The 20,438-nt window shown below is 61.9% G+C and carries 22 protein-coding genes; 3 read left to right on the top strand and 19 right to left on the bottom strand.

All coding sequences use genetic code 11. The annotated features are described in order from the left end of the window. Positions 1-80: 80 nt before the first annotated feature. Positions 81-1,916, top strand: coding sequence for a gamma-glutamyltransferase (ggt, locus tag AB4Y77_RS09245; RefSeq protein ID WP_442013697.1), 1,836 nt, complete (start codon positions 81-83; stop codon positions 1,914-1,916). An 81-nt stretch (positions 1,917-1,997) separates the two neighbouring features. Here the strand turns inward: ggt and AB4Y77_RS09240 are convergent, their stop codons facing one another. The 16 genes from AB4Y77_RS09240 to AB4Y77_RS09165 all read right to left on the bottom strand — a co-directional run bounded on the left by AB4Y77_RS09240 (position 1,998) and on the right by AB4Y77_RS09165 (position 14,421). Further along, the gene (locus tag AB4Y77_RS09240) at positions 1,998-2,183 is read right to left on the bottom strand and encodes a hypothetical protein (protein ID WP_311213579.1); all 186 of its coding nucleotides are present in this window, start codon (positions 2,181-2,183) and stop codon (positions 1,998-2,000) included. Between the two features lie 31 nt (positions 2,184-2,214). Then, entirely contained in the window at positions 2,215-2,898 is a 684-nt protein-coding gene (locus AB4Y77_RS09235) for a hypothetical protein (RefSeq protein WP_442013696.1), read from the bottom strand. Between the two features lies 1 nt (position 2,899). After that, entirely contained in the window at positions 2,900-3,625 is a 726-nt protein-coding gene (locus AB4Y77_RS09230; RefSeq protein ID WP_442013695.1) for a hypothetical protein, read from the bottom strand. 11 nt (positions 3,626-3,636) lie between these two features. Further along, on the bottom strand, positions 3,637-4,347 hold the full coding sequence (locus AB4Y77_RS09225; RefSeq protein ID WP_442013694.1) for an ABC transporter ATP-binding protein: 711 nt from the start codon (positions 4,345-4,347) through the stop codon (positions 3,637-3,639). After that, positions 4,344-5,969, bottom strand: coding sequence for a daptide biosynthesis intramembrane metalloprotease (gene mpaP / locus AB4Y77_RS09220; RefSeq protein ID WP_442013692.1), 1,626 nt, complete (start codon positions 5,967-5,969; stop codon positions 4,344-4,346). The genes AB4Y77_RS09225 and mpaP overlap by 4 nt, the downstream gene beginning before the upstream one ends. A gap of 41 nt (positions 5,970-6,010) precedes the next feature. After that, positions 6,011-7,201 carry a YcaO-like family protein gene (locus tag AB4Y77_RS09215; RefSeq protein ID WP_442013691.1) on the bottom strand — a complete coding sequence of 397 codons (1,191 nt, stop codon included), beginning with the start codon at positions 7,199-7,201 and terminating at the stop codon, positions 6,011-6,013. Further along, positions 7,198-8,016: a daptide-type RiPP biosynthesis methyltransferase gene (mpaM, locus tag AB4Y77_RS09210; RefSeq protein ID WP_442013690.1), complete on the bottom strand. Its 819-nt coding sequence runs from the start codon at positions 8,014-8,016 to the stop codon at positions 7,198-7,200. The genes AB4Y77_RS09215 and mpaM overlap by 4 nt, the downstream gene beginning before the upstream one ends. An 83-nt stretch (positions 8,017-8,099) precedes the next feature. Continuing rightward, complete coding sequence (locus AB4Y77_RS09205) at positions 8,100-8,237, bottom strand: daptide-type RiPP (RefSeq protein WP_157731903.1); 138 nt, start codon at positions 8,235-8,237, stop codon at positions 8,100-8,102. Positions 8,238-8,281: 44 nt separating this feature from the next. Then, the gene (locus tag AB4Y77_RS09200; RefSeq protein ID WP_256378406.1) at positions 8,282-8,407 is read right to left on the bottom strand and encodes a daptide-type RiPP; all 126 of its coding nucleotides are present in this window, start codon (positions 8,405-8,407) and stop codon (positions 8,282-8,284) included. 52 nt (positions 8,408-8,459) lie between these two features. After that, a complete protein-coding gene (locus tag AB4Y77_RS09195) occupies positions 8,460-8,603 on the bottom strand; it encodes a daptide-type RiPP (protein WP_157731905.1) in 144 nt (47 codons plus the stop codon). A gap of 4 nt (positions 8,604-8,607) precedes the next feature. Beyond that, on the bottom strand, positions 8,608-9,822 hold the full coding sequence (gene mpaC / locus AB4Y77_RS09190; protein ID WP_442013689.1) for a daptide-type RiPP biosynthesis dehydogenase: 1,215 nt from the start codon (positions 9,820-9,822) through the stop codon (positions 8,608-8,610). Continuing rightward, complete coding sequence (gene mpaD, locus AB4Y77_RS09185; protein WP_442013688.1) at positions 9,819-11,108, bottom strand: daptide-type RiPP biosynthesis aminotransferase; 1,290 nt, start codon at positions 11,106-11,108, stop codon at positions 9,819-9,821. The genes mpaC and mpaD overlap by 4 nt, the downstream gene beginning before the upstream one ends. Further along, positions 11,108-12,130 (bottom strand): daptide biosynthesis RiPP recognition protein, encoded by a 1,023-nt coding sequence (gene mpaB / locus AB4Y77_RS09180; protein ID WP_442013687.1) that lies wholly within the window; start codon positions 12,128-12,130, stop codon positions 11,108-11,110. The genes mpaD and mpaB overlap by 1 nt, the downstream gene beginning before the upstream one ends. Positions 12,131-12,357: 227 nt before the next feature. Next, positions 12,358-12,885: a hypothetical protein gene (locus AB4Y77_RS09175; RefSeq protein WP_442013686.1), complete on the bottom strand. Its 528-nt coding sequence runs from the start codon at positions 12,883-12,885 to the stop codon at positions 12,358-12,360. A gap of 92 nt (positions 12,886-12,977) precedes the next feature. Then, a complete protein-coding gene (locus tag AB4Y77_RS09170) occupies positions 12,978-13,925 on the bottom strand; it encodes a TY-Chap domain-containing protein (RefSeq protein ID WP_442013685.1) in 948 nt (315 codons plus the stop codon). Between the two features lies 1 nt (position 13,926). After that, positions 13,927-14,421, bottom strand: a complete 495-nt coding sequence (locus AB4Y77_RS09165) for a DUF6301 family protein (RefSeq protein WP_442013684.1) — start codon at positions 14,419-14,421, stop codon at positions 13,927-13,929. A gap of 646 nt (positions 14,422-15,067) precedes the next feature. Here AB4Y77_RS09165 and AB4Y77_RS09160 point away from each other — a divergent pair. After that, entirely contained in the window at positions 15,068-16,225 is a 1,158-nt protein-coding gene (locus AB4Y77_RS09160) for an amidase domain-containing protein (protein ID WP_442013683.1), read from the top strand. Between the two features lie 144 nt (positions 16,226-16,369). Then, positions 16,370-16,666 carry a hypothetical protein gene (locus AB4Y77_RS09155; RefSeq protein WP_442013682.1) on the top strand — a complete coding sequence of 99 codons (297 nt, stop codon included), beginning with the start codon at positions 16,370-16,372 and terminating at the stop codon, positions 16,664-16,666. Positions 16,667-16,729: 63 nt separating this feature from the next. On the opposite strand, the gene AB4Y77_RS09150 is transcribed toward AB4Y77_RS09155, so the two are convergent. From AB4Y77_RS09150 to AB4Y77_RS09140, 3 genes are read right to left on the bottom strand one after another with little or no spacing between them, the layout of a single operon-like run. Then, positions 16,730-18,052: an MFS transporter gene (locus AB4Y77_RS09150; protein ID WP_442013681.1), complete on the bottom strand. Its 1,323-nt coding sequence runs from the start codon at positions 18,050-18,052 to the stop codon at positions 16,730-16,732. Next, positions 18,049-19,641, bottom strand: coding sequence for an acyl-CoA synthetase (locus tag AB4Y77_RS09145; RefSeq protein ID WP_442013680.1), 1,593 nt, complete (start codon positions 19,639-19,641; stop codon positions 18,049-18,051). The genes AB4Y77_RS09150 and AB4Y77_RS09145 overlap by 4 nt, the downstream gene beginning before the upstream one ends. A 17-nt stretch (positions 19,642-19,658) precedes the next feature. Continuing rightward, positions 19,659-20,423, bottom strand: coding sequence for an enoyl-CoA hydratase/isomerase family protein (locus tag AB4Y77_RS09140; protein WP_442013679.1), 765 nt, complete (start codon positions 20,421-20,423; stop codon positions 19,659-19,661). Between the last annotated feature and the right edge of the window lie 15 nt (positions 20,424-20,438).

The following is a 20,438-nucleotide window of genomic DNA, read 5'->3' as shown; positions in this document are numbered from 1 at the left end:
TTGTCCCCTTGCAGAGCCCCGGGGTAGGGTGACCGGACCGTCCACCCACATCACCGTCTGGAACAACTCTGGGAGGAACCATGACACATGTGAGACGTCAGCTGGCTGCTGTAACGGCAGCCTTGGCCCTAACCGCGACGAGCGGGGCGATGGCCAGTCCGGCCTTCGCCGATCCCCGCGCAACCGATAAGAACGCAACAGCAACCGGCTACGGGGGTGCCGTGAGCACCGTGGATCCCGAGGCTTCCGCGGCCGCCATTGAAGTGCTGAAAAGGGGCGGCAACGCAGCAGACGCCGCGGTCGCAGCAGCAGCCACCCTCGGCGTCACCGAACCGTACAGCGCCGGCATCGGAGGCGGCGGCTACTTCGTGTTCTACGACGCGAAGACCAAACAAGTGGGCACCATCGACGGCCGTGAAACCGCTCCGGCCGGCATGCCCAACGACGCGTTCATTGATCCTGCCACCAAGCAGCCCTACAAGTTCACGCCCGATCTGGTCACCAGCGGTGTCTCCGTCGGCGTTCCCGGCACTCCTGCCACCTGGGAGCGCGCGCTGGAACGCTGGGGAACCCTGGACTTGGGCGAAGCCTTGAAGCCCGCGATCAAGGTGGCCAACCGCGGCTTCGTGGTGGACGAGACGTTCCGTCAGCAGACCCTGGACAACAAGGTCCGCTTCGACGCGTTCACTCCCACCCGTGACCTCTTCCTTCCCGGTGGTGACGCTCCCGCCGTCGGAAGTGTCTTCAAGAACCACGACCTCGCCGCGACGTACCGGCTGCTCGCCAAGGAGGGCACCAACGCCTTCTATGGCGGCCCCCTCGCGGGGGAGATCGCCAAGACGGTGCAGGCTCCGCCGAAGACCGCGGAAACCAAGCTGCCCGTCCCGGTGGGGTTCATGACCACGCAGGATCTAGCCAACTACAAGGCGCTGGACCAGGACGCCACCAAAGTGGAGTACCGCGGCTACGACGTCTACGGCATGGCTCCCTCCAGCAGCGGCGGTACAACGGTGGGCGAGGCGCTGAACATCCTGGAGAACTACAACCTCAAGGGCATGAAACCGGCCGATGCCCTGCACCACTACTTCGAGGCCAGCTCGCTTGCATTCGCTGACCGTGGCGCCTACGTGGGCGATCCCGCCTTCGTAAAGGTCCCCACCAATACGTTGCTGAACGACGTCTTCGCCAAGGAACGCTCCTGCGAAATCGATCCGACGGCCGCCGCTGACAAGCCGGTAGCCCCCGGCAACATAGAAACGTACGACGGCGCGTGCCCGGATGCCGTGGCGCCCCTCGCCAATGAAACGGATACGGAAAACATCTCCACGACGAACCTGACGGTCGCCGATAAGTGGGGCAACGTGGTGGAGTACACGCTGACCATCGAGCAGACCGGTGGTTCGGGAATTGTTGTTCCGGGCCGGGGTTTCCTGCTGAACAATGAGCTGACCGACTTCAGCACGGTCTATGATCCGAAGGATCCCAACCGGATTGAACCTAACAAGAGGCCTCGTTCCTCAATGTCTCCCACCATCATCCTGAAGGACCAGAAGCCGTTCCTGGCACTCGGTTCCCCCGGCGGATCGACCATCATCACCACGGTGCTGCAGACCATCCTGAACCGCGTCGACTTGGGGATGACCGTCTCCGAGGCCCTCGCTGCGCCACGGGCTGCACCCCGGAACGGCGCGACTGTCAGTTCCGAACCCGCCTTCATTGATGCCTACGGTCCTGCGCTGGAGTCGTTGGGCCACGACCTGGTTCCGGCGGGTGATGCCTTTACGTCGGCGGCGGAGATCGGGGCTGCGACGGCCATCGAGTTCGGCAAGGACGGACAGATGACCGCGGCCGCCGAGCCCACCAGGCGTGGTGGTGGTTCAGCGATAGTGGTCAAACCGGTCAAACCTGGCAGATAACTCTTCGAACCGTCGCCTGCAAGCCCGCCTCCGAGACGTCCCATTTTGGGTCGCCGACGAGGCGGGCTTTGTCCGGCTCGGTCACGATGGGCGGTTGTTCCTGAGCTCCCAGCTGTATCTCCACACCATGACTACCGATGCGGCCGCCATGATGATTCCGGTGATCATGGACCACGGCGATTGGCCTGCGTTGGAGACGAAGATCGAGACAGCATAGGCGGCGAGCACCAAGGCCAGCAGCAGCCATATCAGGGGTTTGCGATTCATTCTTGTATTCCTTAGGGAAGGGTTTGAACTGTCAGGCGAGATCGCGCTTCAGGAAAACTCCGAACGCTGGTGCTGTGACTACTAAAAGCCAGGCCGCTGCTCCGGTGAAAGAGTCCCATGCCGGTATGTTGACAGCTGTTTGGTTTGCCCAGTCGGCGGCGAGGACCGGGAAGAAAGTGGTATCTGGTCCCATCAGCATCTCCGGGAGCAGCAGGGAAAGGGGGACGGCGAACAGGCTCACCAAGTGGTTGCGGATGAGGGAACCCGCTGCGAACCCCCACACCGATCCCATGGCGGCTAGTCCTGCGAAGGCCGGGACAGCGGCCGGGCTCACGTGCCATGTTTCATCCAGCAGGTTCCCGGACAGGACAACTATCAGGCCAATTACTGCACCACTGATCAGGGCAGCCAGTGATGTAGAGGCTGCCCTGCCCAGGAACGCCGGGCACCGCTGGAACAGTAACACCCGGCGGCTGAAGCTTCCGTTGCGGTAATCGGCGGTGAAGGCAAAGGAGCCCACCACCGCGGCCGCAGTCAGCGTGAGCGTCAGGCCCGCTTCCACCAAGAGCCCGTCGCTGCCCACCATGGATGAGTCGGGTTCAAGCGCCGCCGCAACAGCTACCAAGGCCATGAAGCCCAGCACCAGGGCGGCACCAACAGCCGATCCCTTCCACAGCCAAGGACGACGCAGGTCCGAGCGAAATGCGGGAAACACCTCAGAGCTCCTTCCGTCGGAGGGACCACACGGCGCCGAAGCCAGCGGCAAGCAGCCATCCCACGGCCACGAAAAACGCCGCAATGGGTTCGAGTAGGCCCTCAAAGGGAACAGAAGCGATTCCAGCCAACGCGCCGGACGGAAGCCAGCGGGCCATGTCCGGAGCGTTCGCCAGCAGCGGTAATTCGACGGCGAGTGGAATCACCAACGTGAGGATCGTCGTCGCGTAGTAGTGCTGAAAGATCCACCCCAGAGAGCAACCCCAGACGGCAGCGAGAGCCGAGGCCACCAGCACCCCGGGCAACAGTCCCAGCGACTCCGGGGCCAGAAGTTGCGAGGCAACATCCGGTGGCAGTGAGAAGGCCATGGTCCCGCCCCACACCACGATTCCCGTGACGACGGAGCCGAGTCCCACCACCACCGCGGCAACGTATTTGCTCACCAGCAAGTTCGACATTCCGGCTGCCACCACGGTGCGGCGGAGCGTCCCGTAATAGGCTTCGCGGGTGACCAGATAGCTCCCGGCGAACGTGGCTACCGGCGCAATGCTTGCGGCCAGTGACCAGAAGATCTTGATGTTGTCCGCAACCGACAAAGCAACCGAGCTATCCGGCCAGCCAAGGAAGTTGGCCACGAACCACGGCACCAAAGCACTGAACGCCACGATGCCCAGGATGGAGTATCCGCTGACGTATCTGAGGAGCTCGGATCGGATACCGTTGATCACAACGCCACCGTTCACTGTGCACCCGCCAGGATCTTGAAGTAGGCAGCTTCAAGGCTGCCGCCGCCAAGTGCCTTGGCCTCTTGCAGGGTTCCTTGGAAAAGGACCTTCTGTTTGAGGATGACAACCTGGTCCGCCACTTGCTCCAGTTCCATCAGCTGGTGGCTCGAAACCAGCGCACTGCCACCAGCGGCGGCGAATTCGCGCAAGAATCGTCGCAGCCATTGAATGCCTTCAGGGTCCAGTCCGTTGGCGGGCTCGTCGAGGACAAGCAACTGGGGATTTCCAACCAGCGCGGAGGCAATCCCCAGGCGTTGCTTCATGCCCAGCGAGTAATCCCGGACCTTTTTGTTGGCTTCCCCCGCCAGATCCACCTGTTCCAGAACCCGCTCCACGTTTTCCCTGTCCACTCCGGCGGCGAGCTGGCAGATCTGCAGGTGCCGGCGCCCCGTCAGCCCGGGCTCCACGTCCATCCCGTCCAAGTTCACGCCCACCCTGCTGGCGGGCCTCCGAAGGGATCGGTAGTCAACGCCGAACACGGTTGCGCGACCGGACGTCGCCTCCACCAGCCGTGTGAGGCCGGCGAGCGCGGTACTTTTCCCAGCGCCGTTGGGGCCTATCAGTCCCACCACCTGTCCTGCGGGCACATCGAACGTCAGCCCTTCGACGGCGAAGCGCGTTCCCCTTTTCTTGCTGAACTGCTCAAAGCTGGCGTGAATGGTCACTGCTCCCCTTTCGTGGAGTCTCCAGTTGGTGCGGCTTGCCCTGGCCACAGGGGCGAAGTGGTGATGGAAGCCCAGAACCACTCCCCCAGGCTCGACTGGCGTTGGCTGGTTACTTCGGCCCGCCCCGAGGATGAAAGGTTCGTTCCTGATTCCAGGTGGCCGGAGAACGCCATCACCGGCAGGGTGTCGCCCGCGATTGCTACAGGGACCAAGGTGTCCAGCGGTGCCATGGAGTTCGACGGCGGTTGGTCGCCGATAGTTGCCCGGCCCAGGTTTTCGTGAAGGATCATTCCCTGCGATTGCAGCGTGACTGTGTCTCCGGGGGATAGCGCCCGGGACGGACCTTGGGCCGGCATCACGATCTTCAGCTGACCACCCTGGTAGGTGTACCCAGCAACGGTCACCGCCCTGACAGGAATGGTCGCCAGCAGCACCCCAATGGCAACCAGACCCAGCAGCACCACCAGGATCCGCCGCCACCGCGGACTCCCGTTGGCTGCTGCTGCCCGAAAGCATCGGATCACTCCCTTGAGTGCCATCACTAGGAGCAGGCACAGGACCGCAAGGACAACAAGATGTCCCACAAAGCCCAACTGAAGGAAAATCGGCACCAGGCGTTGGTAACCGATCACCATGAAGGCTGTTCCGGCAACAAAACTGGCGAGCCCAAACCATCGAAGCAAGCCTCCGCGGCCCAGCGTGCGTCGGGATCCGAGGACCCGGAAGCTGACCACATCGGCCAAGGCATCCAAGGACTTCTTCCGGAGGTGTGGGATGTCCACGGCAGACATGAGGGCCACATAGCCATCCAGCTTGATGAAAGGGAAAAGGTTGAGCACGGCCACTGCGTAGCAAATGACGCCATAGAGGACCGCGGCATCCTTAACCGATGACTCAGGAAACAAGGCTTGGCCAGCCAGAACCATGCTGCCCAGAGCCACGTGGACCAAGGGCCCTGCCAGGGCAACCAGCACACGTTGCTTGCTGCTCAGCCGCCACCCGTCCGTCACATCGCAGAAGAACGCAGGTGAGAGGTAGAACAGCATGATCCCAATGCGGCGCGGTGTCCCGCCAAAGTAGGTGAGTGCCATGCCGTGGCCCAGTTCGTGCAGGAGCGTGGAAACGAACATTGCCGCCACTACGTAGAGGTAGGCCTCCACCGGAAGCGGCGCCGCCAGAACCCGCCACATGCTGGGACCCGCAATGAATGCGCCCACCAGTCCGCCGAGAAGAAGAAGCAGGGCCACCGCGGCCATTCCGGGCCGTGCCATGGCCGCCACCATTGGCCGGAAGAACTCCAGCAAGGGCGCGGGATTGAACAGGGTGAACTGCACTGTCAGTGGCGGCCTGAACTGGACCCGTCGCATCGCAAGGGGCGCCGCACCGCCGTCGAATATTCCTGTGTGCGCCAACTGGCCGACGATCCCCATGACATCCTGGGCTGTCCACGGAGATCCGAGAAAGAGTGCCACCTGGAACGGATCCTTCTTGCCGTCCACTGCTTTGAGGACCTTTGCGACGTCGGCCGAGACCCGCGCTTTCGGCACGCCGTTGATGGCCACGATCCAGGGGCCGGCAGCCGCGAGCGGCGCATCAATGGACCCCGATGGCGAAAGCTGCACGGGCCACGCGACCGCCCGGTCAGAGGGCACTTTGAGCCTGCTCATATCAGCGGGTGCGGGGTGGAGAAATGGCCGGGCAGGAACAGTCCTTTGGTTTCGTCCATGGTGAGGGGAACAGTGCCGGGACAGATCGCTTTTCCGGCCACCCAGCCCATGTCCTGGATTGCCGAAGGAAGCCTGTGGGTGAGGCTCACCCAGTGCGTCAGGATGTCCCTCCCCGCGAGGTAGCGCACCAGAGTTTCAACGTCCGGCGAGGGGTGGATGTCGGGGAGACTCGCCGGATGGAAGGACTGGACCCACCTGAGCAAGCCATCGATTGCTGCCGGCGTAGTCCAGAAGTCGGCACGGGAATCGTCATCCGTCACTGCCGCGGAAGACTGCGGACGGGAACGGGTTTGGAACAACTCCCGGATTTGGAGTCCTTCCTGAAGTGCTCCGCGCACCGCGGACAGAGGGTGGGCGGCCGCTTTGAGCCCTACCGCACCAAAGTGGGCCTCGTCGGCAATCACGCACACCGCCGTTATCAGCGGGCTGCCATGCTGCGGGATGAAAGCCAACAACGGTTCGACGCCGGCAGACCTCGCTGCGTCGAGGAGCAGGATGAGATTCCGGGCCTCCGGGGTGGACCGCACAGCTTCGGGCAGGGACGCCACATCGAAGCTCAGAAGAGGGCTTCGCTGATGCCAAGCCGCCAGGAACGCATCACGTTCCAGCACTTCCCCGATGCCCGCAACCTGTGCAAAGTCCTCCGAGGGACCTGACGCTGCACCGTTGGGAGACGGATCGAAGAAGCCGTCCCACGGATTCGCCTCCGTGTGGCCCGGGCAGTAGTCCACCACCGGCGCGGGAACATGCGAGGCCTTTCCGGTCAGCAGATTCGTGGCCCGGTACCAGGGAAATTCGTAGGCGAGCGCTGATGGTCGCCCAAGCCCTGCCGTGATGAAGTCGATCCGCAGGTCCACACTCCCTGCCTCAGCAACCAGGTGCTCGGAATCCGCCGGCGCCGGAGCCAGCGCAAACCGTTCCACAGCTTCTCCCGCACCCCGGGTGATGGAGTCGCGTTTCCTGACGTCAAAGGCCCCGACGGCGGAGGCGAACCCTGCTTGCGATGCCCGCCCATGTGCCAGCACGCCGGCGGTCCGCCACAGCCCCACTTCGTTGGGAATGTACACCCCCGATTCGGACACCACGCCCAGGGAAGGATCGAGAGTCCGCAGAGGATCGATGCTCATACGCCGCACACCCACAGCTCAATGTCGTCCAAGCCGGGGGTCTGTGTGGCGATGCGAACCGGCCTGCGTTCCAGGATGGTCAGGCCCTCAGCGGTGATTTCTTCCTCGATGAGGCTGTTGCTGACGAACGCGATGTCGCTGGCGTACGCCGAGGATCGATACGTGCCGCCTTCACCGAAATTGACGTGGATCATGGTGACGTGGCGGGCACCGTTGGCGGGATCGCGGCTTTCGGTGGTGATCAGGAACGAGTCCTTGCCCAACGGCGAAACTGTTGTGCCGCCGTCGTTATCTTCTGACGCGTGGTGGCTGTCCGCGTTCAGGACCGTGAGAAGGAACCGACCCTCCGGGGCCAGGCAGCCGCGGACCCTGCGGAACAGCGCACGCCTGCCGGCCGGGTCAAGGAGGGTGATGGAACTGGCGCCGAGAACCACGCAACCGTATCCGCCGTCGAGGTCAAAGCTAGACATGTCAGCCTCCACCATGTCCACCGCGACACCGCGCGGGTTGAAGGCCTGCGTTTCCACCTTGGTCTTGAGCAGGGCCAGCATCTCCCGGGAAGAGTCGACGGCGGTCAGCGGGCGTCCCAGGGTCAGGAGGGGACGGGTAATCCGCCCGGATCCGGCAGCCAACTCAAGGATGGGCCCCGCGGTTTTGCGCGCTGCGGTGAGGATCTCGGGCAGTTCCGTCAGGTCGTTGGCGGTGACAAGGTCATAGAGGCGGGAACCTGAAACGCTGTAAAGATCCTCTGGAGGATCCACGTGGCCCAGGATCCGCAGAACGGCGTCGGCGGTCTTATCTTTTGCGGTGTTCATCAGCTCGTGTTCTCCGGGAGGTTGAGAGTGGTCCGGGGATGCACGCGGGTGGGACGGAACGTGGCACCACCCGCGTGCACCGGCTATGTGGCGGCGATTCCGACGACGATGCCGGCGATGATGATGACGTCACCAACCCGGATGTACCACGGTGTATCGTCCGGGGTGTCGAGGTTCTCCAGCTCTTCGATGGACAGCTGGAGCGTCGAGTTTGCGATCATTGGTTCCTCCTTCCTTGTTGTTGTGTGAATGCTGTTGACGGGAACTACGTGATGCTGACGGCGATGATGCCGATTGCGACTCCCTGGGAGACCCCGATGAACCAGTTCTGGAAGTCAGGGGTGTCCAGCGATTCGATCTCCTGGATGGAGATGTTGAGCTGTTTTTGCATGCGCGTTCACCTCCTTTCGATGCTGCTGCTGTGGTGGCGGCCAGACCGGAGATCAGGTGATGGCGACGGCGATTCCTACCAGTGCCAGTCCCGCTGAAATGCCTTTGATTCGTTCGTCCCAGTCATCCGGAACGTCCATGGGCTCCAGCTCCTGGATGTGGAGGTCCAGGCTCTTGAGTGCGTTAGTGCTGTTCATGTGTTCACCCCCTCTCCCCTGCCGCTCGTAGATTGCCCGTAGGGCCTGGCAAGATGTGGGGTCCTCCCGCAGCAGCGTTGAGGACGTGGTGGATCTGTGCGGCGTCGATGCCTCGAAGCATCGGAAGCCCGCCACCCCAGTTGCGGATGGAGGCGTCTGTGGTGCGCACCAGGATTTCCTCGGTGATGGATGGGAGCCCCGTGATGCCCCACTGCCACATCAACTCGTCAATGCCCCGCCCAGGATCGGGATCCAGTGAAGGTTCCGTTGCCGTCACCATGTTCCAGAGGTGGTTGAGCCGAGTGGAATCGCCCCATCCTGCGGCACCCTCGCCGATTTCCTTCCAGATGGGGCCAATGACCGACGCCGTCGCAGTCATCTTCCGCGCGCCCGTGACATAGGCGAGCTCGTTCGCGACGTACCAGTGTTTGGCGCCGTAAGGGTTGCGGCCCATCAGTGCCCAGCCGGTGTGCGTTTCCATGCTGAGCCGGGCCGCGGCCAGCCTCAGCTGCGGAGCATCCTTGCGGGACAACTGCTGGCCCAACTGCACTATCCGCTGGAGGAGCGCATGACCGTCGTCGTCGAAGATGCTGTGATGGCTGCCAATCATGGTCCCGGCCACCCGCAGGAATGCTTCAAGCAGCCCCTCGTAAACCAGCTGTTTGGGCAGGGTGGCGAGGTGTCCGGCGTCGAGCATCGCAGCGTCACCTGTCAGGTGCCGCGAGACAATCAAACGGCGTCCGACGGCGGTGTCCAGGCACGCTACTGCGCTGACTTCCGCGCCGGTCCCCACGGTGGACGGCATCAGAATGGTCTTGGGACGCTCCTTGGGGTTGGTCACCGGCGGGAGGACCAGGAGTCCTGAGCGCTTGGCATGGCGTTCGGCGAAGATGGCCAGGCTCGGATCCGCGGTGAACAGCGCGGCGAGCTTGACCGCGTCCAGGACTGATCCTCCGCCGAGCCCGGCAACGGTCTGAAGTCCGTTTTCGCGGATGAAGCTACCCACCGTCCGGACGGTTTCCACGGTCACCGGCTTCGCGTGCAGCTCCAGGACCGGTGCACCGTTGAGGTTGCCGGCCAACAGCTTGTCCCGGTGTCCACCCAAGTGGCTGTCCACCACCAAGCCCGTCCGTCCGCGGGTCAGGCCGCCGATGTACTTGGCTGCCGTGCCGTCGTCGAGGATGACACAGCGGGTCCTCCAGATGTGGTCGGCAATCATGCGAAGACCCCATCCTTTTCGGCGGCTGTCAGGCCGGCTCGAATGGCCGTGCGGAGTTCCTCGAAGTTCTCCTCCGTATAGATGAGCGCGGGCAGGAGTTGGATTCGTCCTGGTCCCGGCTGCACGATTGCACCGGCATCGTGGATGCGCCGGACCACGGCAAGAACACCGTTTGAGGAGAGGGGCGTTCCGTTGTGTGACCGTAGTTTGATAGCCCTCATGCAGCCGCGGCCCGTGGAATTGCCTATGCCTCGCTTGGTTTGTAGGTCCTCAATGAGGTTGCTGAGGCCAGAGGCCACCTGTTTGTTCAGGGTGTTGTGGTCCAGTCTTTTCATCTCGGCGATGGTGCTGAGGATCGCCGCACACGTTGCCGGTGTGCCCGCCTGTGTTTCCCCGTGAACGAAGACGGACTCATTCTTATCGAAGGTCCCCGTGACGCGCTGGGCGATCAGCAGGGCGGCGCAGGCGCTGGTGCCGTTGGTCAGGCCTTTGGAAGTGACGATGATGTCCGGTTGTTGGGGCCATTCGTCTGAGGCGAACCAGCCATTCACCCTGCCGAAGCCGGTGGCTACCTCGTCGGCTACAAGGAGGAAGCCGTGCTGGTCTCGATGCTTGATGACCGCCTCGATGAAAGCGTCCGGGACCGATTCCGCGCCTGAACCGAGGACGGGCTCCATGATGACTGCCGCAATCCTGTGGCCTTCCCTGTGCATGAGCTGGGCCAGTTCCACACCGTCGTCGTCACAACTGATGTGCCGTATGTTCCGCCGGTCCACTCCGTACACGGCTTGTCCCAGTTCGTCGCCGCTCAATGCCTGGCTTCCATACGTCAGCCCGTGATAGCTGCCCTTCAGCCCGACGACGAGTTTCCGTTCGGGTTGCCCGTCCAGGACGAAGTACTGGCGTGCCAGCTTCATCACAGCATCGTTGGCAGCGCCTCCGGAGGTAGAGAAGAGGACTCGTTGGAAGCTGTGGGCCGGCAGGTTCAACAGGGCCTCGGAGGCTTCAATTGCCGCGAGGTGAGCCATGCGGAAGAGCGGAAGGTAGGAGGCAGCACGGAGTTCCTTGGCGATGGCCTCAGCGATGTTCTCGTTTCCGTAGCCGAGGTTGGTGTTCCAGAGGCCGCTCTTGGCGCAGAGGCGTTGCCGTCCGTCGTCGAAGGTGACGTGGACTCCGTTGGCACTGACTGCTGTATGGCTTTTCCCTGCGAAATCATGCTGGGTGATGAGGGGTACCCAGAGTGGAAGTTGGGTCCTGGGGGTGGGAAGGATCGGCACGACGGTCATCAGCGTGCACCAACAATGTCGATACCGAGTTGCCCAAACCGGTCCAGGACAGCATGGGCGGCTTCCTCGGCGAGCGCAGCTGAAACTTTGAGGGCAGGCGCCGCTGCTATGGCAGCTACCCTGACGTCGCGAAGGTTGGAAACGGCTTCGATAATGGCTGCTGCGTCCGGACCGATCTTGAAGAGACGCCCGGTCTTGGCGTCCAGAAGGGTATGGTCACTCCCCTGCTTCAGGATGAAGGGAGCGTGCGCCGACGGCAGGCCATCCCGCAGCGCTGCGCCGTAGAGGCTGGCACCGAATCCCACCAGCCTGGTGGCGGCACGGTCCTCACGGGCTACGAACTTCCAGGCGTCCAACGCGGCCAGGTATCTGGCAATCCACGGTTTGGCGGCCAGTGACTCGTAGATGTCCCAGGGGTAGTAGGCCGCTGCAACGGCTGACTCCGGCCGCAGGGCAATGGACCTGATCCGCAGGTCAGGCAGCAGGTCACCCACTGCGCCGATCTTGGTTCCGTACGGTCCGCTGAGAATGGACCCGTCCCAGGTGATGTGGACCCGGGCCAACATGAGGTTGTCCTTCGGCTGCCCGTTCAGCAGTCCCCGCTCAGCCAGCACAGCATTGACCTCGGTGAGCTGCTGCACGAAATGCCCCGTACGGCAGGCTTCGTCGGCGTCGTCGAAGAAGGCCTGCCAGTCTTCTTTGGTGGTGATCCTGACTACCGTCACACCCACCAGGTTCACGAATGGGATGGCCACATAGTCCTGTATCTCCAGGCTGAGGGTGCCGTCCACCAGGAGCTCTTCCCCGGCGACGTCGAACGATCCCGTGACCGCCACGATGTCCGTGTCCGCCGTGTCGCCGTTGAGGACCAGGATGGTGGAGTCCTCGCCGGCCAGCGTCTTCGCGTAGCCGGTGTGGTCAGGATTCTCGACAAAAATGACGTGGCCCGGGATACGCCCCGGAATACCGGTGATCCACTGATCCACAGCGGCGGCAATGCTCTGTTGCTGACTCAGCTTCAATGACCCAACCCCCAATAGTTGTGCGCTCTTCTTCGGAGCAGCCCCGGCATAATTCCGGGTGCTCGTTCTGAGAAGGACACTATGGGCGGGTACGAGGGCCACAGGGCGGAAAGCGGAAACTAGGTGGTGAATCGGCCAAAATTAGGGGTGTTTTGGGGCCATCTAGGTGGTGGTTGGGGGTGGCCTAGGTGGTGGGGGAAATAGGGTTGCATCCCAATAGATGGGGCTCAGTGCCCGGGCATCTCCAGGCAGCCGCCGTCCATAATGCTGCCGCCAGTAGAAATGTCGACCTTGCCGTCGGGCGCCACGTATCCGAAGAGGCATCCGCCCTGCGGCGACGCTGCCCCGAACCGCACACCATTTCCGTTGTCATCCGTCTGCACCGCGTCCGTAAGCCCAACTGAGCCGAACGCTTCCACTACGGCAGTTGCGGTGGTCGGCTCGCTGAGCGTTTCAAGTGCCTCACGAGCAGGTTCAAGATGGGAGTTGAGGTGTGCCCGCATCTCCGGTGTTAGGGCTCTTCGCTGGCGATACAGCTCATTGGCCGCCATGGCCGCGTCAGGATCCACCACCACGCAGTCCTCCGTCACTGCTGGGACCCCCTCCACAAAACGGCACACTTGCGTGGGTGTGCCCGGTGTCGAAGAAGCGGTCGTCGCCGTGCTCACCCCGCCCGGAATCGCACAGCTGGTGGTCCCCAGGATGGCTGCCATGATCAAACAGGGCAGCGGCGCTTTGCGCAATTTTTTCCCCATCCAAGGACCCTACGGGACTGCCATGGTTCGGACCAGTCAATTCATACATCGATTTTATATTTATGTAGAATTATCCCGCTCAGGCGGGGATTCTACTTTTGACTTGGACCGGGCCGTCGGAGTCCAAGACTTGGCAACTCCACCAGCGGAGCGCCCCTGTCCATTCGCTCCACCCTCTCCGCGGACCACGTTTCCCCTTCGGACATCTCCTCGGCCGCACGCCATGCCCTGTAGTGAAGCTCACCGGGGTTTGCCACACCGCATGCGTCACGCAGGGCGGCCACACAGCGTTCCGCGAACGCTCTGTATTCTGTGGTCAGCGCTGGAAGGGCGAGCGACGAAGTCCAGTTCGGCTGTGCAATGCCCGGCCTCATCCATCCGGCCTCAGTCAGTACCGACTCCTTCGCCTCGGCGACGACATCCGGGGCGGGAGCCTCGGCGTCCAGCCGGTCGGCTTCCCTCGCGAATTGGACATACTTCATTGGGTCCATGTCTGAGGCGATGATCAGGATGAGCCGTTCCGAGGTCTTGCGGAACGTGTCCACGAGCCGGTCCCGGAAGTCGTTCCAGTTGGGCGTCCCGTCATCACTCGGCTTCGGGCTCGGCGCCCACGGCACGGGAAGGGGAATTCGACTGGTGGTGATGTGGAGGTCGGGGTCGTCCAGAGGGATGGTTTTCCTGTACTCGCCACGATCGACCTGAGTAAACCCCTCAGCCAGTGACCTCGAGTCGCTGGTCCAGGCCATGACCGGCCCTTCAGGCGATTGGACCGCCAGGGTTATGCCTCGGTAGTTGGCGTGATATTCGAGTCTGAAGCACTCCAGTTCCAACGGATCACCCACGGCAATTCGCCGCACGTACCGGCCATACTCATCTCTGGTGAAGCCGGCAGTTTCTTGATCGGTCAGCAACTGCCATCCCTGGCCTTTTCGATCCAGCCGAACCTCAACGCCGTCGTACACGGCATAGGTCCCCGCGGCCAGAAACTTCGACGCCGGACGGTCGGGGAAGCGGGATTGGCGCCTTTTGGCGCTGGCCACGTCAGTACCCCAGCTTCCGGTCGAGCTCGACGCCCTGGGGAGTTTGGAACATCGCACTGAGGCTTTTCGGGTTGCAGTTCAAGGTGATGCGGGCACCCGAGTGCAGATTCCAGCTTGCTGACTCCGCGCCATCAGGCTTCCGCATCGTTTGGTTTCCCCAACGCTGCTGGCCTTCACGCACCATGAGCACAAAATTGTCGCCAAGGAAATCGGTGGATTCGGGCGTGATCCGACGGATCACGTCTGAAGCCCGGAGGCTAATGTAGCTGAGAGGTCCCTTGCTGCCTATGGTCGAAACGTCCGGAATGGTGAACCCTGAAACATCATTCATCAAGTAGGAAACGCCGTCCTCCACCTCGATGCTCCAGCCGAAACGCTCGACGGCGAGGCGCTGCACTTCGTCTTCCGACAGCGGCCAGTCAGCGGCAGCCCAGAAGTCCATAACGTCACAGACCTCGGCTGGGGACATGGCTTTCCACGTCACTGGTTCTGTCATTTGTTCTCCCCCACTGCACGAGCCTCAGGTGGTTTCTCTGAGCATTTCTCCTCAGTGTAAAAGATGAGCCCCACAGTTATTGACACGTAACTATCAATTTTCGGACCCCTCCGCGAGGACCGAACAGCCGCCAAGTAGCATCCCCCTACCGGCACCCATCAGCGATTGATTGTCGCAAAGTCATTCAGCACTTTGTCCATTCCTTGGGCCGAGGAAGCTCGCATCCCAGGGATCTGGTTGACACCGTTACTCACAGACGAGCGGGTTAGAAGCACCATCGGAGCCTCGTCGAAGAATGACCTGCTCATCGGTGGTTCCCAGGACAAGCTTTGGGACGGTGGACGTACGTCAGAAACGGCCGGCACGTTCTTTGAGGTGCCGGGGGCGGATCACTCCTTGCAGATCCCCAATGATTGGCGGGCCTCCCAGCAAGCTCAGGCCGAAGTGTTCGCACGGGTCGAGGCGTTTGCCGCGGGTCTGGCCAACTCTGAACACCTAGAGCGGCGCTCCTGACCACTCATTTTGCCGATAATCGCCACCTAGAGGGCGCAAATCACCACCTAGTTTCCATGGATTCGACACCTAGTCACAAAATCCGGGGTTACGTTCCGAACGTCACTAACCCGAAGATGTGTGGAGGCATGGAATGAAAATACAGGCGAGACAATGCGGAGCCGTTACGGTCGTCCTCGCGATGCTCATCGTAGGCGCGGCTGAAGCTGCACAAGCCTCTAATGATCCGGTCAAAATACCTGATCGAGCCAGCAACGAGTTAGCGATGATGGCCCAAAGTACTGTTCAAGACCGCAACCAGCAGGTTGTGATGGGCAGCAACCGGGAAACCTTCTCGGTGCAGGTTGATCGTCTGTTTAGCCCCAGGGCGCGGTCGAAAGTGCATGCAGAATACGCTGAACTTAAAGCCCGCAAAGAGCGTTTGAATACATACGGAGAGCAGTACACAGCATCAAAATCCACCTTTGAAACAAGGAGCATGAACATAAGTGGTGATACTGCTACGAGTGAAATCATCGAGTTCACCGAGCTTGCGTATGCGTCGGGCCCTCCCGAGTCCTATCGCTATGAACAAATCGTTCACTTGTCCAAGACAGGTTCACAATGGACCATAGATTTGATTGAAGCCAAAGAGGATGACGGTATCCCACCCTCAACGGTTGTGAGTGACGAGCAAATCGCGCATGCTACGAAAGCACCCCTGAGGATGGGGCCCGGTTTGAAAGCTATCCCGGCCAGCCCAACTCCGAAGGATGGTAAAACCAGCGATGCGAAATCAGAGGTCCCGAGCGAACCGGGGCAGGTCAACACGTTCGCAGCAGGCTACAACTACGGCGCCATGACGTCCTACGCAAGATCCTGGGCCTACGGGCGCAATCCGGTTTTTCGACAGTTTGGCAATGACTGCCAAAATTTTGTTTCCCAAAGCCTTCATGCGGGTGGATGGGTCGAGCAACCTGGCTGGTATTTGTCGGATGCCGGATGGTGGTACATCGGACCGAATCAAAGCCGCCCGTGGGTCAACGCCCAAAGCTTTCACAACTTCGCAGTTCGCAACGGCAGGGTGAGTTACTTAAACTACCTGAACGACTTGGGGCCAGCGGATGTGTTGCAGGTCCATTGGGAGGGCACACCTGACGTCGATCATTCAATGATTGTTACATATTCCCCTTGGTCCGCTGGGGCAAGAGATATCCGCGTTAGCTACCACACGAACGATACTCTTAATAGAAGTGTTTGGAACTTGTACTCATCGTTTCCCTATGCAACTTGGTATGCACTTCGAACATAAGCGAAAAGGGGAGAAAGGCTCATGAAGCGCCTATATAGCGCTGTTTCACGGATAACCATTGCTGGCATGCTTTGTCTGGCTGTCGCCAGTTGTGACAACATCGCCGACCCTGACATGGCGCAGCGAGACTCCCTGGCACATGCCGTGGTTGACGCAGCCAGGGAAGGCGACGTCCAAGAGCTTATTGGCCTCTCAGCGAATGACATGGAGGCCAGAGAGGATGCTGCGGAGATATTGGCTTCCCAGGCAGAATCGCTCAAAGGGGACGTCACCGTAACATGGTCGGTAAGGCAGTCGCCCGATCATCAGGAAGCTGCAGTTACCGACGATGACGGTGACACGATCTCCTTCAGGCTCTCTTGGCTTCAGGCGAAGTGGTACCTGATCTTGGGAGAGGCGGGCCCACCAAAGTCTCCTGCTGCCAGCAAAGTTCCGTCATAGCGATTGATGCCCTGGCGACCAAAATCTTTGAGTTTGGTCGCCAGAGCATCAAGCCAAACGAACTTACAGAACCGTGGTCCGCGTCAGCGACAGGTCCTTCGTCTCACGGAAGAACAGGATCACCACCACGGCGGACACCAGTGCCATTCCCATGAGGTAGAAGGCCGGAGCCAGCGGTGAACCAAAGCCAGCTACCAAACCGGTGGCCACGAACGGCGCAGTTCCACCGAACAGCACGTAGGCCAGGGTGTACCCAATCGCCGAGCCGGAGGCCCGCACCGAGGAAGGGAACATCTCCACCAGGGCAGGCACGTTGGACGTTCCAATCACGGCCACCAGTGCACCCAGGACACTCGTTCCCAGGATCGCGAAACCGAGACCCAGCGGCATGATGGAGAACGCCGGAATGGTCATCACCACGAAGCCCACACAGGCGACCAGCAACATCTTCTTGCGACCAAACCGGTCACTTCCACGTGCAGCCAGAGGACAAACCGCTGTGTACACCAGCATCGTGATCACGCTGGTGATCATGGATTCGGCCGAGGAGTAGCCAAGGCTCGAGGTCATGTACGCAATCATGTAGCTGCTCATGAGGTAGTAAGCGATGGCGTTGGTGATGCTGTAACCGAAGAGAGTGAAGATCTGGCGCGAACACATCCGGATGGCATCGCCCAAAGGCCGCTTTGCCACTTCGCCCGTTTTCTCAAGACCACGGAACACCGGGGTGTCGTCCACCTTTGACCGTATATACAGTCCGATCAGGCCCAGCGGCGCAGCCAGCAGGAACGGAATCCGCCAACCCCAAGCCTGGAGGTCTTCAGTGCTCAGTGTCGCGGTGATCGCCGCACCCAGCAGCGCACCGGCAACCGAGGCCAGGCCAACAGTGGCCGGAATGATGCTTGCGTAGGTTGCACGCTTGCCTTCCGGGGCGTATTCGACAATAAACGCCGACGATCCCGTGTATTCGCCGCCGGTTGTGAAGCCCTGAACGGCGCGGAATACGAACAAAAGAATCGGGGCCCAAATGCCGATCACCGCGAACGTCGGCAGGATACCGATGCAGAACGTTGCCGCGCTCATGATCAGCACGCACAGGCCCAGCATCTTGTTGCGGCCAATCCGGTCACCATAGCGTCCAAAGAAAGCCGCCCCGAGCGGCCTGGCGATGAAGCCGCCGGCGAAGATCGCCCACACGGCCAGAAGTGACGCCGTCGTGGAGTAATCCGGGAAGAAGAGCTTCGCGATGGTGACGGACATGACCGCATAAGCCGCGGAGTCGAACCATTCGACGAAATTTCCGACGGCGGCCGCCGCGGCGACGCGCTTCAGGCTGCGCCGGGGGGAAGACTCAGTGTCTGCAACTTTCTCGGTCATCGTATTCATGATTGTTGTCCTTCGAGGCGGGGAGAGGCTACAACGTGTGGGAGTTCGCGGAGCTGGGCCCGCTGGACTTTTCCGGTGGCCGATTTCGGCAGCGCGGAGACGTATTCAATAAACCGTGGATACGCGAAGCGGGAGAAGTTCTCCTTCACATGGGCCACGATGGTTTCGCTCAGTTCCGCTCCCCCAGCGTGACCGGGCATCAGCTCGATCCAAGCCTTGATGGACTGGCCGCGGAGCTCGTCGGGCACGCCAGTCACTGACACGTCCCGCACGGGATCGAGCTCGCGGATGACTGCCTCCAGCTCATAGGGTCCAACGCGGTAGCCGGACGTTTTGATGACGTCGTCGGTCCTCCCCAGGAACCAGAAGTAGCCGTCATCGTCCGCGTAGGCCTGGTCCTTGGTGTGGTACCAGCCGCCCCCGAATGCGGCGGCGGACGCCTCCGGCATGTTCCAGTATCCCAAGGGAAATTGCGGGTTGGACCGCGCGCGGAGGCAGACCTCACCGGTCTCGCCCGCGGCCACTTCCTGTTCGTTCTCGTCCAACAACCGGACTTCCCATCCAGGAAGTGGACGGCCCATGGATCCGGGCTTGACCGGCACATCCGGGAAGTTGCCCAAGAGCGGGTACGACTCCGTGGAGCCGTAGTAGTCGAGCAACGTCACCCCATACTGCGACTCGAACCACGTGATCAGGTCCGGCGTCAGCGGCTCATTGGACGAACAAACCGTCCGCAGGGACAGCGGGAAGCGAGTACCGGCGTCGGGCACGTCTTCACGCATCTTCCGCAGGAAGGTCGGGTTCACCAGTGCGCTGGTGACGCGGTGGCGACTCATGCTGTCCAGCAGGGCCTCCGGGTCGAAGCCGCCGTTGGGCCGGAAGACCAGGTGCGTGGCACCAAGCCGGAGCGGCCCCATCAGCTTGGCCAGCGACCACGCCCAGTCCCCCGCGCCGTAGAACACGTCGCCGTCGCCGATCTGGTGGCAGTACTCGAACTCGTTGTGGCCGAGCAATGTCCGGTGCGCGTGAACGATTCCCTTGGCCCGACCGGTGGTGCCCGAGGTGTAGAAGATGAGGGCGGGGTCGTCGGCTTTGGTCTCGACATCCTGGAATTCTGGGGCAGCCTCTTGGATGGCCGGGCTGTCAATGTCGATGAACGTGCCGTCGTAGTCCTCGAAGAGGTGCCTCGCCGACTCCTCGGCGATGATCACCGATGCGCCGCTGTCGTCCAGCCGGAACCGAATGGGTTCCGCGGCCCAGAGCAGGGACATGGTGACCAGGATGGCGCCGGTCCGCAGCACGCCGAGGTAGGCAGCCGGGGTGTCGGAACGCTGCGGCAGGAGGACGGCGACGCGGTCGCCCTTCTTGATGCCGGCCTTTTGCAGGGTGGCCGCGATCTGGCGGGATCGGTCCTGAATTTCGCCCCAGCTCACCTCGCGTTGACCTTCGACGGCGGACTCCAGGATGAGTGCCCGCTTGTCCCTTGGGTGCCGGTCGGCGACGTCGACGGCCATGTTGTAGAGCTCCGGAACCTCCCAGCGGTGGCTGTTCCGCAGTTCGGTGTAGCGGTCTTGGGTTGCAGTTTTCATGGTGTGATCCCGTCCGTTCAGCGGCGACCGGCGAGGAAACGGGCCATCTCGCGCTGCGGTTCGCCGGTGCCGTAGGCCTCGCGGTGGACGCGCTTGGCTTCGGCCATCGCGTCGGTGAGGTCGTCGTCTTCCAGGCTGCGCAGGCGGTTCTTGGTCAAGCGAACGGCACCCGGGGGAAGGAGGCTCAAGCGGGCGGCGAGGTCCTTGGCGTAAGTCAGCACGCCGCCGTCGTCCGCCAAGTAGTTAAGGAGGCCGAGACGCTGGGCCTCGGCGGCGTCAACCAGTTCGCCGGTGAGGACGAACTGGGAGGTCTTGGACTTGCCAAGGATGCTCCACATGGCCCAGATGCCGGTGATGCTGGGGATGCCGGAGAGGACTTCGGGCTGGCCCATCCGGACTTTGGAATCACCGACACGGAGGTCGGCGAGGAGCGAGTACTGGAAACCGGAGCCGGCGGCGACGCCGTTGACCGCGGCGATGGTGATCTGGTCGAGGTTACGGACGGCGCGGTAGAGGCGGTCGAAACCGTCGATCCAGGCTTCCGCTGACTCGTGGTCATCGGGGTTCATGGACGCGGTCTCGGCCAGGTCCTGCCCGGCGCAGAATGCGCGGCCGCTGCCGGTGAGGATGACGGTGCGGACTTCGTCGTTGCCTTTAAGGCCTTCCAGGTAGTCGATGAGTTCGCTGCGCATGGCTTCAGTCCAGGCGTTGAGTTTGTCCGGTCGGTTGAGGGTGATGATGGCCGTGGAGTCGATGTGTTCGAAGAGGACGTCCTGAGACATTGGGGAGTTTCCTTT

Source organism: Paenarthrobacter sp. YAF11_1 (assembly GCF_052113445.1).
Classification (GTDB): Bacteria; Actinomycetota; Actinomycetes; order Actinomycetales; family Micrococcaceae; genus Arthrobacter.
The sequence above is the reverse complement of the archived record's forward strand: the minus strand, read 5'-3'. Positions and strand labels throughout refer to the sequence as shown.

Excerpts from the sequence above, each read along its gene's own strand:
- ggt (WP_442013697.1), top strand. The coding sequence starts at position 81 with ATGACACATGTGAGACGTCAGCTGGCTGCTGTAACGGCAGCCTTGGCC.
- AB4Y77_RS09240 (WP_311213579.1), bottom strand. The coding sequence starts at position 2,183 with ATGAATCGCAAACCCCTGATATGGCTGCTGCTGGCCTTGGTGCTCGCC.
- AB4Y77_RS09215 (WP_442013691.1), bottom strand. The coding sequence starts at position 7,201 with ATGAGCATCGATCCTCTGCGGACTCTCGATCCTTCCCTGGGCGTGGTG.
- mpaM (WP_442013690.1), bottom strand. The coding sequence starts at position 8,016 with ATGAACACCGCAAAAGATAAGACCGCCGACGCCGTTCTGCGGATCCTG.
- AB4Y77_RS09205 (WP_157731903.1), bottom strand. The coding sequence starts at position 8,237 with ATGATCGCAAACTCGACGCTCCAGCTGTCCATCGAAGAGCTGGAGAAC.
- AB4Y77_RS09200 (WP_256378406.1), bottom strand. The coding sequence starts at position 8,407 with ATGCAAAAACAGCTCAACATCTCCATCCAGGAGATCGAATCGCTGGAC.
- AB4Y77_RS09195 (WP_157731905.1), bottom strand. The coding sequence starts at position 8,603 with ATGAACAGCACTAACGCACTCAAGAGCCTGGACCTCCACATCCAGGAG.
- mpaC (WP_442013689.1), bottom strand. The coding sequence starts at position 9,822 with ATGATTGCCGACCACATCTGGAGGACCCGCTGTGTCATCCTCGACGAC.
- mpaD (WP_442013688.1), bottom strand. The coding sequence starts at position 11,108 with ATGACCGTCGTGCCGATCCTTCCCACCCCCAGGACCCAACTTCCACTC.
- AB4Y77_RS09175 (WP_442013686.1), bottom strand. The coding sequence starts at position 12,885 with ATGGGGAAAAAATTGCGCAAAGCGCCGCTGCCCTGTTTGATCATGGCA.
- AB4Y77_RS09165 (WP_442013684.1), bottom strand. The coding sequence starts at position 14,421 with ATGACAGAACCAGTGACGTGGAAAGCCATGTCCCCAGCCGAGGTCTGT.
- AB4Y77_RS09160 (WP_442013683.1), top strand. The coding sequence starts at position 15,068 with ATGAAAATACAGGCGAGACAATGCGGAGCCGTTACGGTCGTCCTCGCG.
- AB4Y77_RS09150 (WP_442013681.1), bottom strand. The coding sequence starts at position 18,052 with ATGAATACGATGACCGAGAAAGTTGCAGACACTGAGTCTTCCCCCCGG.
- AB4Y77_RS09145 (WP_442013680.1), bottom strand. The coding sequence starts at position 19,641 with ATGAAAACTGCAACCCAAGACCGCTACACCGAACTGCGGAACAGCCAC.
- AB4Y77_RS09140 (WP_442013679.1), bottom strand. The coding sequence starts at position 20,423 with ATGTCTCAGGACGTCCTCTTCGAACACATCGACTCCACGGCCATCATC.